The sequence below is a fragment of the Nonomuraea sp. NPDC049709 genome (genome assembly GCF_040674815.1).
GTDB lineage: Bacteria > Actinomycetota > Actinomycetes > Streptosporangiales > Streptosporangiaceae > Nonomuraea.
Genome location: NZ_JBFANM010000006.1, coordinates 114,876 through 129,098, shown reverse-complemented (window position 1 = coordinate 129,098; position 14,223 = coordinate 114,876). Strand labels below are relative to the sequence as shown.

At 72.3% G+C, this 14,223-nt stretch carries 13 protein-coding genes; 5 read left to right on the top strand and 8 right to left on the bottom strand.

What is annotated here, in order from left to right:
• Positions 1-108 precede the first annotated feature (108 nt).
• Entirely contained in the window at positions 109-1,620 is a 1,512-nt protein-coding gene (locus tag AB0J69_RS07920) for an N-acetylmuramoyl-L-alanine amidase (protein ID WP_364114095.1), read from the bottom strand.
• Between the two features lie 184 nt (positions 1,621-1,804).
• Between AB0J69_RS07920 and AB0J69_RS07915 the strand changes: the two genes are divergently transcribed.
• Genes AB0J69_RS07915 through AB0J69_RS07895 form a run of 5 tightly spaced genes read left to right on the top strand, consistent with a single transcriptional unit; the run spans position 1,805 to position 6,609 of the window.
• Entirely contained in the window at positions 1,805-3,754 is a 1,950-nt protein-coding gene (locus AB0J69_RS07915) for a family 10 glycosylhydrolase (RefSeq protein WP_364114093.1), read from the top strand.
• Between the two features lie 54 nt (positions 3,755-3,808).
• Positions 3,809-4,900 carry a histidine kinase gene (locus AB0J69_RS07910; protein WP_364114091.1) on the top strand — a complete coding sequence of 364 codons (1,092 nt, stop codon included), beginning with the start codon at positions 3,809-3,811 and terminating at the stop codon, positions 4,898-4,900.
• Positions 4,901-4,937: 37 nt separating this feature from the next.
• Positions 4,938-5,771: a YbaB/EbfC family nucleoid-associated protein gene (locus tag AB0J69_RS07905; RefSeq protein ID WP_364114089.1), complete on the top strand. Its 834-nt coding sequence runs from the start codon at positions 4,938-4,940 to the stop codon at positions 5,769-5,771.
• A gap of 8 nt (positions 5,772-5,779) precedes the next feature.
• Positions 5,780-6,109 carry a hypothetical protein gene (locus AB0J69_RS07900; protein WP_364114087.1) on the top strand — a complete coding sequence of 110 codons (330 nt, stop codon included), beginning with the start codon at positions 5,780-5,782 and terminating at the stop codon, positions 6,107-6,109.
• Between the two features lie 5 nt (positions 6,110-6,114).
• Positions 6,115-6,609: a hypothetical protein gene (locus AB0J69_RS07895; protein ID WP_364114085.1), complete on the top strand. Its 495-nt coding sequence runs from the start codon at positions 6,115-6,117 to the stop codon at positions 6,607-6,609.
• Positions 6,610-6,616: 7 nt separating this feature from the next.
• Here AB0J69_RS07895 and AB0J69_RS07890 read toward each other — a convergent pair whose 3' ends face one another.
• The 7 genes from AB0J69_RS07890 to AB0J69_RS07860 form a co-directional block, all read right to left on the bottom strand.
• The gene (locus AB0J69_RS07890; protein ID WP_364114083.1) at positions 6,617-6,916 is read right to left on the bottom strand and encodes a YrhB domain-containing protein; all 300 of its coding nucleotides are present in this window, start codon (positions 6,914-6,916) and stop codon (positions 6,617-6,619) included.
• Between the two features lie 12 nt (positions 6,917-6,928).
• Complete coding sequence (locus AB0J69_RS07885; protein WP_364114081.1) at positions 6,929-7,639, bottom strand: toxin glutamine deamidase domain-containing protein; 711 nt, start codon at positions 7,637-7,639, stop codon at positions 6,929-6,931.
• A gap of 40 nt (positions 7,640-7,679) precedes the next feature.
• Positions 7,680-9,101 (bottom strand): aspartate aminotransferase family protein, encoded by a 1,422-nt coding sequence (locus tag AB0J69_RS07880; protein WP_364114079.1) that lies wholly within the window; start codon positions 9,099-9,101, stop codon positions 7,680-7,682.
• Entirely contained in the window at positions 9,098-10,423 is a 1,326-nt protein-coding gene (locus AB0J69_RS07875) for an MFS transporter (protein ID WP_364114077.1), read from the bottom strand. The genes AB0J69_RS07880 and AB0J69_RS07875 overlap by 4 nt, the downstream gene beginning before the upstream one ends.
• Positions 10,420-11,049, bottom strand: a complete 630-nt coding sequence (locus AB0J69_RS07870; RefSeq protein WP_364114075.1) for a TetR/AcrR family transcriptional regulator — start codon at positions 11,047-11,049, stop codon at positions 10,420-10,422. Before AB0J69_RS07870 ends, AB0J69_RS07875 begins: the two co-directional genes overlap by 4 nt.
• 55 nt (positions 11,050-11,104) lie before the next feature.
• Positions 11,105-11,527, bottom strand: coding sequence for a hypothetical protein (locus AB0J69_RS07865; RefSeq protein ID WP_364114073.1), 423 nt, complete (start codon positions 11,525-11,527; stop codon positions 11,105-11,107).
• Between the two features lie 90 nt (positions 11,528-11,617).
• The gene (locus AB0J69_RS07860) at positions 11,618-14,149 is read right to left on the bottom strand and encodes a glycoside hydrolase family 9 protein (RefSeq protein WP_364114071.1); all 2,532 of its coding nucleotides are present in this window, start codon (positions 14,147-14,149) and stop codon (positions 11,618-11,620) included.
• Positions 14,150-14,223: the final 74 nt, after the last annotated feature.

Genomic DNA, 14,223 nt, shown 5'->3' with positions numbered 1-14,223 from the left:
GTCGGCATCGGATCGAACCCGCCGCGGGACGCCGCACGTACACCTACGGCGCAGCGGACGGCCCGCGTCCGGGAGGGGGGTCGGGCGCGGGCCGTCGTGGGGGATGGGCTACCTGCTGATGCGCACCGCGTCGGCGATGACGTAGCCGGTGCCCGAGGTCCACCGGCTCACGCCGACCACGTTGTACGTGCCCGCGTTGAGGGTGAACGTGCCGATGCTGCGCCAGGCTCCACCGCCGGAGCGCTGGTCGACGTAGACGGTCTGGTTCCCGCTCGACGTCGCCACGATGTACGGCGCCGAGCTGTTGTACCCGGGATCGGCCGGATACCAGACCTCGACCTGGTACGTCCCCGCGCTGGGGATCGTGGCCGAGAACCAGGCCGGGTCACTGGCCGCGACCGGGTCGGCGAAGCGGTAGTCGGCACCGTGGCGCTGGCTGGAGTAGGTGGAGGTGCCCCAGTTGGCGCTGGCGGTGAACTGGCCGGCCGTGGCGTTGTCGACCGTGGTGCTCCACGTCGGGGTGCCGCCACCGGTCACGTAGTTCATGTACGTGGTCCAGTTCCAGTGCGGGCCCGGGTCGGTGTGGGTCGCGCCGGGGACCTCATTGTGGCCGATGATGCCGGTCCGGGTCTTGGGGATGCCGTACTTGTCGCACAGGGCGCGCGTCAGGGCGGCCGAGGCCCGGTACATCGCGTCGGTGAACCACGAGGCGTCGCTGACGAAGCCCTCGTGCTCGATGCCGATGGACCGGTTGTTGTAGGTCGAGTTCCCGGCGTGCCAGGCGACGTCCTTGTCGCGCACCATCTGGGTGATGGCGCCGTTGGAGGACTTGACCACGTAGTGCGAGGAGACCTGGGCGCTGGGGTTCTGGAACCAGGAGATCGTCCCGGCGTACGAGCCCTGGGTGACGTGGATGACCACCCGGTCGATGTTGTAGCTGGTCTCCCGGCTGGAGACGCGGTAGTTGCTGGTGCTGGCCGGGACCCAGGCGGCCGGGGGGTAGTCGGGGCTGGCGACCGCCGCCTGCGCGCTCAGGTCGCGCGCCTTGGCGAGGGCGCCGCGGTCGGCGGTGACCTCCTGCGGCTTGACCTGCACGCCGCGCAGGTCGATGCCGAGGCCGAGCTGCTCGTAGACCGCGTCGGCGTACAGGCGGGCCAGCTCGGGGGAGGCGGCGTTGCCGTACTTGGCCACGGCCTGGTACCAGCGGCCGAGGTCCTTCCTGGCGGTCTCGTCGAGGCCCAGCCCGTCGGCGTGGGCGCGCAGCACGGCCGCGCCGCCGAGGACGTTGGCCTCGTCGTCGGCCTTGAGCCGGTCGGCGGGGAGCCCGGTGAGCTCGGCGGCCTTCTCCAGTGAGCGGTTGGTGGGGTTGCTGACCAGGTGCATCACGCCGTAGCCGCCGCTGGCGCTGGGCTCGCCGCCGTGCCCGTCGAGGTGGGTCTCGGCGTAGGCGAGCGCGACGAGCAGGTCGCGGGGTACGTCGTGCGCGGCGGCCGCCTTGGCGAAGGCCGCGGGCAGCGGGGGCTCCTTGGCCTGGGACCATGCGGGCTGGCCTGCGGCGATGAGGAGGATGGCGAGGATCGAGGTGGCGAGGGCTGCTAATCGCGTGCGGGCGAGAGTCATGGGATGCTCCTCGTTCACAGGTGACGGGTGCAACCTATGGCAGCTTCTGACTAATGTCGATAATTGACATTACTGCGGAGTTAGGTGAAACTTTTCGCCCCGCGGTCGGGGTCCCGGAGATTAGGTCCCCGTGAACTTCTGAAAACTATTGCGCTTCCGTGCGAATGCACTGAAACTTCCCTTCGTGACCGCGCTCCTGCGTACCGTCCTGGCGGCGCTCACCGCCGCACTCGTCAGTATCGTGGCCCCTACCTCCGCCGTCGCAGCCGCTTGCACGACAGATCCCGCCATGCCGAAGCGGCAGCTCAGAGCCATGTGGATCTCCTCGGTCGCCAACATCGACTGGCCCAGCCGCACCGGCCTGAGCGTGTCGGCGCAGCAGGCCGAGTTCCGGGCCTGGCTCGACCTGGCCGTGGCCAAGCGCATGAACGCCGTGGTCGTGCAGGTCCGGCCGACCGCCGACGCGTTCTGGCCCTCGCCGTACGAGCCGTGGTCGCAGTGGCTGACCGGCACCCAGGGCGGCAACCCCGGGTACGACCCGCTGGCCTTCATGGTCAACGAGGCCCACGCCCGGAACCTGGAGTTCCACGCCTGGTTCAACCCGTACCGGATCGCCAACCACGACGACCCGTCCAGGCTCGTGGCCACGCACCCCGCGCGGCAGCACCCCGACTGGCGTTTCGCCTACGGCGGCAAGCTCTACTACAACCCGGGCATCCCGGAGGTCCGCGACTTCATCGAGGACGCGATCATGGACGCCGTCTCCCGGTACGACGTGGACGGCGTGCACCTCGACGACTACTTCTACCCCTATCCGGTCAGCGGCCAGGCCATCCCCGACTCGGCCACCTACGCCAGGTACGGCGGCTCGTTCGGCAACGTCGCCGACTGGCGCCGCGAGAACGTCAACCTCCTGGTACGCGAGCTCGACCAGCGCATCCACGCCGCCAAGCCGCACGTGTCCTTCGGCATCAGCCCGTTCGGCATCTGGCGCAACGCCGGCACCGACCCGCTCGGCTCGCCCACCTCGGGGCTCCAGTCGTACGACGCGATCTACGCCGACACCAGGCAGTGGGTGAAGCAGGGCTGGGTGGACTACCTCGCCCCGCAGATCTACTGGCACATCGGCTTCTCCACGGCCGCCTACGAGGTGCTCACCGCCTGGTGGGCCGGCGTGGTCCGGGGCACCGGCGTGCAGCTCGTCATCGGCCAGGCCGCCTACCGCGCGGGCGCCTCGGGGCAGGACGCCGCCTGGCAGGACCCGGCGGAGCTGAGCGACCACCTCTTCGACAACCGGCGACATCCCGAGGTGGCCGGCGACATCTACTTCAGCGCCAAGGACGTCAAGGCGGACCGGATCGGCGCCTTCACCAGGGTCGTCAACGCCCACTACACCAGGCCTGCGCTGCTGCCCGCCCGGGGCTCCGCCGCCGCCCCCGCCGCGCCCTCGATCACCTCGGCGACGCGGGTCTCGAACGGCGTGCAGCTCGCCTGGACGGGCTCGGCCACGGCGTACGCGGTCTACCGGGTGGACGGCGCGCCGCCGGCGGCCGACCCGTGCTTCTTCGCCGACGCCCGCAACCTGGTCGCCACGACCAGGCAGAAGGCGTTCACCGACACGACCGCCGGCGGGCCGGCGTACACCTACTACGTGACCGCGCTCAACCGGACCCACCAGGAGAGCGCCCCGAGCGCGGGCAAGGCCGTGGGCTCCGGCGGGGGCGGCACGTTCAGCGTGGTGATCGACAACGCCGACGCCGGGTTCGCCGCGGGCTCGGCCTGGGGCACCTCCACGTACTCGGCGCAGCTCCACGGCGCGGACTACCGCTTCGCCCCGCCGGTCGCGGCCAGCGATCCGGCCTGGTTCAGGGCGGCCGTCCCGAGCGCCGGGAGCTACCGGGTGGAGGTGTGGCATCCGGCCGACGCCGGGTACAACAGCGCGACGCCGTACATCGTGGCGGCCTCCGGCGGGAACCAGACGGTCACCGTGGACCAGCGCACCGGGGGCGGGACGTGGCGGAGCATCGGCACCTTCCCGCTCGCCGCCGGGACCTACAACGTGGTCGGGGTGAGCCGCTGGACCTCCACCACCGGATACGTCATCGCCGACGCCGTCCGGATCACCAAGCTCTGATCGGCCACCCGGGGAAGGGTGGGCACGTACGGCGGGTGATCGTACGATGAACCGGTGGACGGTGCCCGCCCGCGACCTGTCGACGCGATCGCGGTCCTGGTCGCGGCAGGCTTGACGCCTGCGACCGGCTATACGGGTCCGGGCCTGGTGATCCTGCTGGCGGGGGCGCTGCCGGTGCTCTGGATGCGCTGCGCGCCCATCGTCGTCGCCTGGGTCGGCGCGGGCACCGCGATCGTGCTGCCGGTGTTGTCGGCGCTCGTCCCGTCCGCCGTTCCGCTTCCCTCCGCCGGCGCCCCGATCTGGCCGCCCGTGTGCGCGTTCGCGGCCTACGGTGTGATGGCGTTCGCGTCCGGGCGGCATCGCCCGCTCTCGCGGTGGGTGCCGGTGATCGTGCTCGCCGCCGCCGTCCTGTCCCTGCCCGACCGGCTCCCGCTGGTGGCCCGCACCGAGGCGGTCATCGCGCTCGCCGTGGTGTACGGCCTCTACACCGCCACCAGGGAACGCCTGCGCGCCGAGCTGGTGGAGCGCTCCGAGCGGGTGGAGCGCGAGCGGCTGGCGGGCGAGCTGCACGACGTCGTCACCCACCGGGTCAGCAAGATGGTGCTCCAGGCGGGCGTGCTGGCCCTGACCGCCGCTGACGACCGTGCCAGGGCGGCGGCCGAGGACATCCGGGCGACCGGCTCCGAGACGCTGGACGAGCTGCGCCACATGGTGGCGCTGTTACGGCGCGGCACCGGCGAGGGGTTCGACCTGGGGCTGCCCATGCCCGACCTGCGGCCGCTGGTGATCGACTCGGCCCGGGCCGGAGTGCCGGCGGAGCTGGCGGTGGACGGCGCGCCGGTGCCCGTCTCGGGGGTGGTGGGGCGGACCGCGTACCTGGTGGTCGAGGCGGCCCTCGCGAACGTGCGCAAGCACGCGCCGGGCGCGGAGGTGCGCGTCACGGTCCGCTACACGCGCGGCTCCGTGCGGATCGCCGTCCGCAACACCGCTCCCCGGCCCGACTCCTGGGTCACCGCCGACGACCCGGGGGTGAACCTGCTCGACCTGCAGCGCCGGGTGGCGGTGGCCGGCGGCACGCTGGAGAGCGGCGTCCAGGAGGACGGCGGGTTCCGCGTCGAGGCGATCTTCCCCACGTCACCGCCATGACCGCGCTGCGATAACCTCGTCGGGTCCAATTCTGGGGGTGAGTCACGCGGTGCCGGAGCCACTCGACGACGCGGAGCTCGAGCGCCACATGGACGAGACGCTCGCGCGCGTGGAGTCGTTACGGGCCGGGGAGACGCCTCCGGAGCGCCTGCCGGACGCGCCGGAGGCCCGTGGCGAGACCGAGGACGGGCGGGTGCGCGTGATCGTCCGCGCCGGCGCCCTCCAGCTCGTCAGCCTCGATCCCCGCCTCCTGCGGCTGCCTCCTGACAGGCTGGCCGAGCTGGTGCGGGAGGCCGCCAACGCGGCGATCGCCGAGCTGCTCGGCCGCCCCACCGCCGACGTGCCCGATCTTGCCGAGCTGGCCAGGACGCTGCACCAGGTCCGCGACGAGGCCCTCTACCAGATGGACGTCATCTCCCGGTCGATCGCCTCGGCGATGGCCAGGATCCGCGAGCGGACCTCCGTGGCCGGCGACCCCCGTCCGCGTGGCCTCGAGGACCTCCTCGACCTGACGCGGCGCAACCTCGACGACGCGCTGGCCGGGGTGGACGGCCTGGCGGAGCCCGTGCGCGGAAGGGGCGAGGCCGCCAGGGGGTGGGTGCGCGTGGAGGTGACCGACGGGCGGGTGGAGTCGGTGCGGATCCACCCGAAGGCGATGGCGGAGGGCTCGTACGAGCTGGGCGACCACCTGCGCGCGGCCGTGAACGCGGCCTTCGAGGACCTGCCCCGGCGCCGCCAGGGCACCGGGGCGGTGGACCTGGCGGACGTGGCCCGCCGCGCGCGCGAGACGCAGCTCGCCGGCGTCGCGCAGATGCACGCCGCCACCCGCGCGCTGCGCGACATCATGACCAGCATCCAGGGACCGGAGTGAGGTGTTCGGTGGACCCCGAAGGAATCTTGTACCGGCCGGCGGACACCCACCGGGCGGCCACGGGCGTGGGGGCGTCGGCGGAGGAGTTGCGGGCGCGCCTGGCCGCCTTCGAGCGGGAGCTCACCGGCGACGGTGACGCGTTCGGCGCCGACGACCTGGGCGCCGTCATCGGGACGATCTACGGGGCCATCCACCAGATGGCGTTCGAGTCCTACGGCGACAACACGGGTGACATGGGAACGTACGCCGGCAATCTGCAGGTGATGGGCGTCAACCAGAAGCGCAGCGAGGACGCGGCCGTGGTCGAGGTCAACAACGTGCGAAAGATGCTCGGGTAGCCGCCATGGGGATGAAGCTGCCGGCCGGGCTGGCCAAGGTCATGAACCTGACCGGCCGCCAATGGCCGATGAGCGACGAGGAGAAGCTGCTCAGGATGGGCCTGGCCTGGCTCGGCATGAGCGGTGACGTGGGCCGGCTGGCCGGCTCCGCCGGCGCGCTCGCGGCGACGGCCTGGACGGTGCAGGAGGGCGCGAGCATCACCGCCGCCCACGACGCGTGGGACGGCCCGGACTCGCCGCAGAAGAACCTGCTCGACGGCCTGACCGGCGCGGACATCATCGGTCTCGGGCTGATGGTGTGCGCCGCGATCGTCCTGGTGCTCAAGGTCAACTTCATCGTCCAGCTGATCCAGCTCGCGATCCAGCTCTTCCAGGCGATGGCGGCGGCGCCGGCCACGATGGGGGCCTCCACGCTGCAGGTCCCGATCCTCATGGAGATCACCGGCAGGCTGCTCGACCTCTGCATCACCGTGGCCATGAACGGCGTCATGGGCGGCTGAGCCCGGCTCAGGCCCCGGCGAGCCCGTTCTCGTACTCCGCCAGCGCCGACTCGCGCGAGTGGTAGGAGGGGAACTCGATGACCCGGCCGTCCTCCCGCAGGACCAGCAGCGGCCCCGCGCCCAGCACGCCTTCCTCGGGGTCGCGGGTGCGCAGGTAGGAGAGGGTGGTGTAGACGAACAGCCAGCCGTAGGGGCGCTCGATCGTGGCCTCGTCGTTGACCGCGAACTCCTCCTCGCCCTCCTCGGGAGCGAACTCCCTGGCGACGTAGTCGCGGACGATCCGCTCGGCCTCCGCTCTGGTGATCATCGCTGTCCTCCGTCACCCCGTCCGGTAGAAATCGTACTGGGAGAACCTGGCCGCGTGCGGATTCGTGTCGGCCATGCGCATGAACTGCCCGTCCAGGTACGACATCCGGCCGCCCACGTTGGCCACGTTGTAGACGTGGCCGGCACCCTCGCCGCCGCGCGCCACGATGATGCCGCGGGCGCCGGGGTTCGCCGCGATCAGGCGCTCCACGTCGTCCAGGGAGCTCAGACCCGTCATCCGGTCGCTGGCCAGGCCCTGGTAGGCGCCGCGGGCCTGGGGGATCGGCACGCCCCTGGCCCGGGCGCCGGCGACGGCGGCGCGGCCGGCCAGGATGTCGTCCACCGCCAGGGCGACCTCGGCGCAGTTCCGCTTGTTGCCGGTGGGGTTCACGTGCCGCATGGCGACCCTGATCTCGTACCTGCCGAGGGGCCGGCCGCCGGCCTCCCGCAGGAGGCGGTCGATCTGCTGGTGGCCCTCCCGCATGGCGGCCTGCTGGGCCGCGGTCAGCGGCGTGTTGCCGCCCTCCAGCAGGTGGACGCGCTGGGGACGCAGCCCGACCAGCGGGATCTGCCCGCGCCGCCGCAGCGCGTAGCGGGCGGCCTCGTCGTCGACCCCGGCCAGCAGTTGAGGGCCGCGCCGCCCGCCCCCGCGTGCCGCCCTGCTCCTGAACCAGGGCGCCGCCTTGCGGAAGAGGCCCAATGCCGCCCCACCGAACTTCGCCATCCGGGATGTATAGCACGATCCCGGGCGTCGTACCGGCGGGTCAGCGGCTGTAGATCATCGACAGGAACCGCACCAGCACCGCCTCTCTGGCGGCGGCGGGCAGCGCGTCCAGGACGGCGTTGACCACCGCCATCTCCGGTTGCCCGGCGCCCGGCCGCAGGTCCACCCCGACCGACGCGCTCAGCTCGGCGAACGTGGCGTCGTCCAGCGCCTCCAGGTCCAGCCCCGCGACCAGGTCCACCAGCCCGTCGGGCAGCACGGCGGGGCCGCGCTCGCGGGCGGCCGCGGCCGACTCGGCGATCACCTTCAGCATGGCCTCGACCCCGGCCAGCGTGACCCCGGTGACCGTGATGTGCAGGTTGGCCGGGATGCCGGCGTAGGAGAGCTGCGGCTGCAGGAACCAGCCCCGCGCCCGGGCCTCGTCCGCCAGCACGAACACGTCGATCCCGTCACCCGCGAACGCCACCAGTGACGACTCCGGCGCCCCCAGCACGCGCAGGCCGGGGATCGCCGCGATGCCCTCGCGCAGCCGGTCCGCCGCCTCCAGGGTGGCCCGGCCCAGCTCCACGTAACCCTCGCGGCCCAGCGCCTGCAGCGTGGCCCAGGCGCCGCCGAGCGGGCCCGCCGACCGGGAGCTCTGCACGGTCGCGTTGATGATCGTGTAGCCCGGCCAGGCGGCCGAGGCGAAGTACGCCTTGCGGCGCATCGCCGGATCGGCGAAGAGCAGGACGGAGGCGCCCTTGGGGGCGTACCCGAACTTGTGCAGGTCGCAGGAGATCGACGTGACCCCGGGCACGGACAGGTCGAACGGCGGGATCGCCGCCCCCGCCTCCCGCAACCACGGCAGCAGCCACCCGCCCACGCACGCGTCCACGTGGAACTGCACGCCCGCCGCCGCGGCCACGGCGCCGATCTCCTCGACGGGGTCGATCACGCCCTGCGGGTAGGACGGCGCGGAGGCCACGACCAGGACGGTGTCGGCGCCGATCGCCTCCTCGACGTCGCGGGCCCGCACCTTGTACGTCTCCAGGTCCACCGGCACGGCGACCACCTCGACCCCGAGATAGTGCGCCGCCTTGTGGAAGGCGGGGTGGGCGGTGACCGGCAGCACCAGGTTCGGGCGGTCCCGGCCGGCCAGGTCGCGCGCGGCCTTCACGGCCAGCATGATCGACTCGGTGCCGCCGCTGGTGAAGATGCCGTGGCCGCCGCCGAGTAAGTCCGCGACCGCGCCGACGACCTGCCGCTCCATCTCGACCACGCTGGGGAACGCGGTCGGGTCGAGGCAGTTGACCTCCAGCATCTCCAGGTACGCCCGGGTCGCGGCGTCGTTCACCTCGGCCCGCCCGGTGTCGTAGACGTAGGCGGTCACCTGGCCGCCGCGCACGGGCAGGTCGTGCTCCTTGAGCCGGGCCACCTCCGCCAGCAGGTCTTCGGCGGTCCTCCCGGCCGGGGGCAGATTCACACGGTCTCCTTCTTCCTCGTGGGGGCGAGCCGGCCGTACCGGACGACGAACGGCAGGCTGATCAGCATGAGCAGCGCGGGCAGCGCCGTGAACCCGAGCAGCAGCCCGGTCAGCGCGCCCGGCGGCTGGGCGACCGGCGACTCGACCGGTGCCGACGCGAACCCGGACACGGACAGCACCAGCGCGAACAGTCCCGGTCCGAGCGCCAGCCCGGCGGTCTCGCCCGCAGTCCACAGTCCGGTGAACGCGCCGGCCTGCGCGTGCCCCGTGCGGGCGGCGTCGGCGTGCACGGTGTCGGGCAGCAACGACAGCGGCAGCAGTTGCAGCGCCGCGTAGCAGACCCCGGCCAGCGCGGTCAGCACCAGCGTCGCGGCCAGGCCGCCCGCCGAGATGGCCGGGATCAGCGCCACCGCGACGCCGCAGAAGCCGAGGGAGGCGGCCAGGTAGCAGCGCACGGCCCCGTGGACGCGCGCCAGCCAGGCCCAAACGGGCACGGCCAGCATGCTCGGACCGACCAGGCACACGAACATCACCGAGGTCAGCCCGTAGTCGGACAGCCGGTACGAGGCCACGTACGGCGCTCCGGCCAGCATCACCGCCACGGCCAGCGCCTGCGTCACGAACGCCGCCAGCAGCACGAAGAACGGCACGTTGCCCCTGGCCAGGCGGAAGGCGGCCACCGGGCCGAGCGGCCGGGGCCCCGGCCTGGACGGCACCCAGCGGGTGGCCAGCGTCGCGGCGGCCAGCGCCACCGCCATGACGGCGCCGATCGCCACGCCCATCACGGCGTACCCGGCCCGGCCCCCGCCCGCCAGATCGACCACTGCCGGGGCCAGCCCGCCGGCCACCAGGATGCCGACCGTCAGGCACACCACCCGCCAGGACATGATCCGCGTCCGCTCGCCCCGGTCGGCCGACATCTCGGCGGGCAGGGCCACGTACGGCACCTGGAAGCAGGCGAACGCGCTGGCCGCCACCAGGAACGCCGCCCCCGCCCAGACCGCCCCCGGGACGTCCCCCGGCACCGCGAACATCAGCGCGAACGCCACCGGCAACGTCACCGAGCCGATCGTCAGCAGCCGCGTCCTGCGGCCCGTCCGCACGGCCTCGCGGTCGCTGGCGGCGCCGACCAGCGGGTTGAGCAGCACGTCCCAGATCTTGGGCGCGACCAGCACGGCGCCCGCCACGGCCGCGGGGACGCCGAGCATGTCGGTCAGGTAGTACAGGAGCAGCAGGCCCGGGACCGCCGAGAACACGCCGGTGCCGACGGAACCGATCCCGTAGCCCAGCAGCCGGTCCCGGCCCAGCCGCGCGGCGGTCACCGGGGGTCGCCGGGCAGGCCGAGCGTGCGGTGCAGGGTCAGGTGCAGGTGGGCGCGGAAGCGGCGCAGCGCGGCCCGGTCGCCGGCGGCCCGGCGGCGGCCCTCGGCGTCGAGCACCCCGCCCTTGGCGAAGCCGTGCACGGACCAGATGACCGTCCAGACGGTGTATTCGAGATCCACGTCCGCGGAGATCAGCCCGGTCTCGACGGCGGGGCGCAGCGCGCCGGTCACCGCCGACAGCAGCGGCTGGACGTACTGGCGCTCCAGCTCGGTGATGTCGCTGGCGTCGGAGAGCCAGCGGTGCATCCACAGGGCGGGCACCTCGGGGTTGTCCACGCAGAAGTCGAGGTAGTCGTCGGCCAGCCGGTGGATGGCGGTCACGGGGTCGTCGCCGGGGAGCCGGCCGAGCGCCGTCTCCAGCGCCGCCTTCTCCGCCCGGTGCGCGGCCTCCATGACGGCGAGATACAGCTCCCGCTTGCCGCCCACGTGGTAGTTGACGGTGGCGATGTTCAGCCCGGCGGCCTCGGCGATCTGGCGCGTCGAGGTGCCGTCGTAACCGAGCGCCGCGAACAGCTGTGTCGCGACCTTGAGGATCAGGCCGGCCTGTGTGCTCTCCGCAGGGGTCATGCGACCGAAGGTAGTTCGGTATCCCTCTCTCGGTCAATCACTTGATGGAGAGCGCTCAGTCCGGCGCCCAGTACTTCTCCATGATCTGGTCCAGCTGCCGGACCACCGGCTGCCAGCTCGCCGGGAGGGTGTAGCGGCTGGCCCGCCGCTTGTCGTAGGCCAGCGTGTACTTGATGAAGTCCGCCCCCGGCGGCTGCCCCTCCGAGCGCCCGATCCGCAGGCTCCTCAGGTGGGCGCGCAGCAGGCGCTTCTCCTTGGCGGTCAGGCACTTGTCGATGGTCGGCCCCGTACGCCGGCTGAGCCGCACGCACCCGTTGCCGTAGACGATCACCCGGTCGTCCAGCCCCGCGAAGCCGCCCTGCTTGCGGAAGTCCACCAGCGCCTTCTTCGGCGCCACCCCGGCCTGCGCCGCCGGGGCCATGGACGTGCTCAGTGCCAGCAGGAGCACGGGCAGGAGCACGATTCTCCAGATCCTCATGCCCTCTTGGACGTTTCCCGGCCCCGAACGGCTCACCGCGGCATCCCCTGGGCGTACGGCGACCGGGCGTACGCCCAGGGGATCACGGTGCTACTTGCAGCGCGCGCCGTTGAGGTGGAACACCTCGGGCGCCGGGTTCGGACCGGCGGCGTTCGTGCCGTTGAACCCGAACGTCACCTTCTGGCCCGGCTTGATCTTGCCGTTCCAGCCCAGCGCCTTGGCCGTCACCACCGAGCCCGACTGCGCCAGGGTCGCGCCCCAGGCGTGCCCAGCCCGCTGGCCGCTCAGGAACGACCAGCGCAGGCTCCAGCCCTCCACGGCCTGCTTGCCGGTGTTCTCGATCACGACCTGCGCGGTGAACCCGCCGGGCCACGAGCCGTGCGCCGAGTAGCCTACCCGGCAGTCCGAGCGCTCGCTCTTGTCCGCCAGGAACGCCGAGACCCAGGCCAGCGGGGAGTTCCAGTTGATGGTCAGCTCGTTCGTGGCCCACGACTCGATGTGGTCGATGTAGCAGAACTGCGGCTTGCAGCCCTGGAGCAGGCGCTGCGCGAGCGGGTCCTGGATGCTGGAGTTCGGGCCGCCGGCCAGCGTGCCGATCGGCGGGTTGGGCAGCTCGGGGTCGAGCTGGCGGGCGTACCAGCGGCTGTGCTGGTTCTTGGAGGCCACCTCGCCGTAGCCGGTCACGTACGACTGGTTGAGCGCGTTGCGGCCCAGGATGTAGTCCATGCCCTCGCGGACGGCCGCCCGGTACTTCTCCTGGCCGGTCAGGTCGTACGCCGTCGCCACGACGACCAGGTTGTTCAGCACCAGGTTGTTGGAGCCCCAGTCGAAGTCCGGCGGGTTGTACGGGAGCCCGTACGGGTGCTCCTTCTGGATCGCGAGATACTTCTCGGCACCCTCGACCACCGACTGCCGCACCCGTGCCCGGTCGGGGAGCGCGTTCGGTACGGTGGCCAGCTCCAGGCGGCCCAGCTGGGCAGTGTTGCCCCAGTCGAAGCCGCGCTCGCGCCAGACGTCACCGGTGTGGTGCGGCGAGGCCAGCACGAAGTCCCTGAACTCCTTCTCGCCCGTCGTGATGTACAGCTCGGCCGCCGCCCAGTAGAACTCGTCGCTCACGTCACCGTCGCTGTAGGCGCCGCCGCCGGTGCCGTCGTTCGGGTCGGCGTACTTCTCCGGGTTCGCCCTGGCGGCCGCCCACGCCTTGCGGGCCGCCTTGAGGTTCCTGGCGGCGAACTCGGCGTCGTACGGGGCGTACAGACGGGCCGCCTGCGCCGCCGTCGCGGCCAGGTTGAGCGTGGCGGCCGTGGAGGGCGGGTGCAGCTCGCGCAGTTGCGGGTCCAGGTGGGGCAGCAGGGGGAGGCCGGTCCAGTTCTGGTCGTGGATCTTGTGGTGCGCCATCCCGGCGTACGGCTTGCCGTCCGGCACCTGCATGCTCAGCAGGAACTCCTGCTCCCAGCGGGCCTCGTCCAGGATGTCCGGCCGGCCGTTGCCGCTCTCGGGGATGTTCAGCTGGCCGTCCGTGAACGCCGCCCGGTCCCGCTCGTACGCGGCCATGAGCTGGTGGACGGAGATGCCGCCGTTGACGACGTACTTGCCGTGGTCGCCGGCGTCGTACCAGCCGCCCTTGACGTCCAGCGTGTAGTCGCAGACGCCGGGCTGGCACGGCACGTCCACGTCGCCCTGGTTCGGCGCGGCGTTGACGTGACCGGCCGGCCGGCCGTACCCGGGCCGGAGGCTGTCGAGGATCTCGATCCCGCTGCGCTGGGTGTAGTAGAACTTCAGCGCGTCCGACGGGAGCCGGTCGTAGATGTCCGCCCTGATGTCGAACGGCCTGCTCGTCTCGCCGTCGGCCGTCAGCGTGTAGCCCTCGCCCGGCTTGCGGTACGCGCCGAAGTCGAGCGTGTGCACGTTCTGGCCGGAGCTGGCGTCCACGCCCCTGGGGGTGGTTCGGCCGCTCGCCACGGTCTCCTTCTCGGCGTTCCTGAGCTCCCAGTCCAGGGCCTCGGTCGCGGCGGTGACGACCGTGGCCTTCTTGGGCCCGGCGGGGAGGTAGCCGACCATGTTCACGCGCACGCGCGGGCCGGTGTCCGGCTCGTAGACCTCGGGTTCGGCGCCGCCCTTGAGCGACACGTCGTCCATGCAGAACCTCCAGGGCTCGACACTGCCGCCCAGCTGGAACACGACCTGGGCGTTCGGCAGCGACGCGGGGGCGGTGAACGTGTAGGAGTAGCTGTTGCCCGAGACGCTCATCTCCGGCGCGGCCGACAGGTACTGGGTCCAGGGGTCCACCGGTAGCTGGATCAGCGCCCGGCCGACCTTGGCCGGGGTCGCTGCGGCGAAGAACCGGTAGGCGTACGTCTCGCCTTCCACCAGCGGGATGTCGTTCTGGCCGATGATGACGTCCCACGGGTTGGCGGTGCCGCCGGGGATGTCGGCGCACAGCCGGCCGTCGTCCACCGCGAGGGTGACGTTGCCGGTGCCCCACCAGGGGGCGGTGCCGGTGTCGAAGGTGCCGTTGACGATCTGCTCGGGTCCCTCGTCGGCGGCCGCGTGCGCGGCTGTGGCGGGGGACAGGGCGACCATGGTGAGGAGGGCCAGTAAGGCGGCCCGGCATCGGGTCATGGAGGTCCTTCAGGAGTTGGGAGCGCTCCCAAAAATGGCGCGAATCCGATCCTCCTTTCCCGCCGCCGCGCCGT

Excerpts from the sequence above, each read along its gene's own strand:
- AB0J69_RS07920 (WP_364114095.1), bottom strand. The coding sequence starts at position 1,620 with ATGACTCTCGCCCGCACGCGATTAGCAGCCCTCGCCACCTCGATCCTC.
- AB0J69_RS07895 (WP_364114085.1), top strand. The coding sequence starts at position 6,115 with ATGGGGATGAAGCTGCCGGCCGGGCTGGCCAAGGTCATGAACCTGACC.
- AB0J69_RS07890 (WP_364114083.1), bottom strand. The coding sequence starts at position 6,916 with ATGATCACCAGAGCGGAGGCCGAGCGGATCGTCCGCGACTACGTCGCC.
- AB0J69_RS07885 (WP_364114081.1), bottom strand. The coding sequence starts at position 7,639 with ATGGCGAAGTTCGGTGGGGCGGCATTGGGCCTCTTCCGCAAGGCGGCG.
- AB0J69_RS07870 (WP_364114075.1), bottom strand. The coding sequence starts at position 11,049 with ATGACCCCTGCGGAGAGCACACAGGCCGGCCTGATCCTCAAGGTCGCG.
- AB0J69_RS07865 (WP_364114073.1), bottom strand. The coding sequence starts at position 11,527 with ATGAGGATCTGGAGAATCGTGCTCCTGCCCGTGCTCCTGCTGGCACTG.
- AB0J69_RS07860 (WP_364114071.1), bottom strand. The coding sequence starts at position 14,149 with ATGACCCGATGCCGGGCCGCCTTACTGGCCCTCCTCACCATGGTCGCC.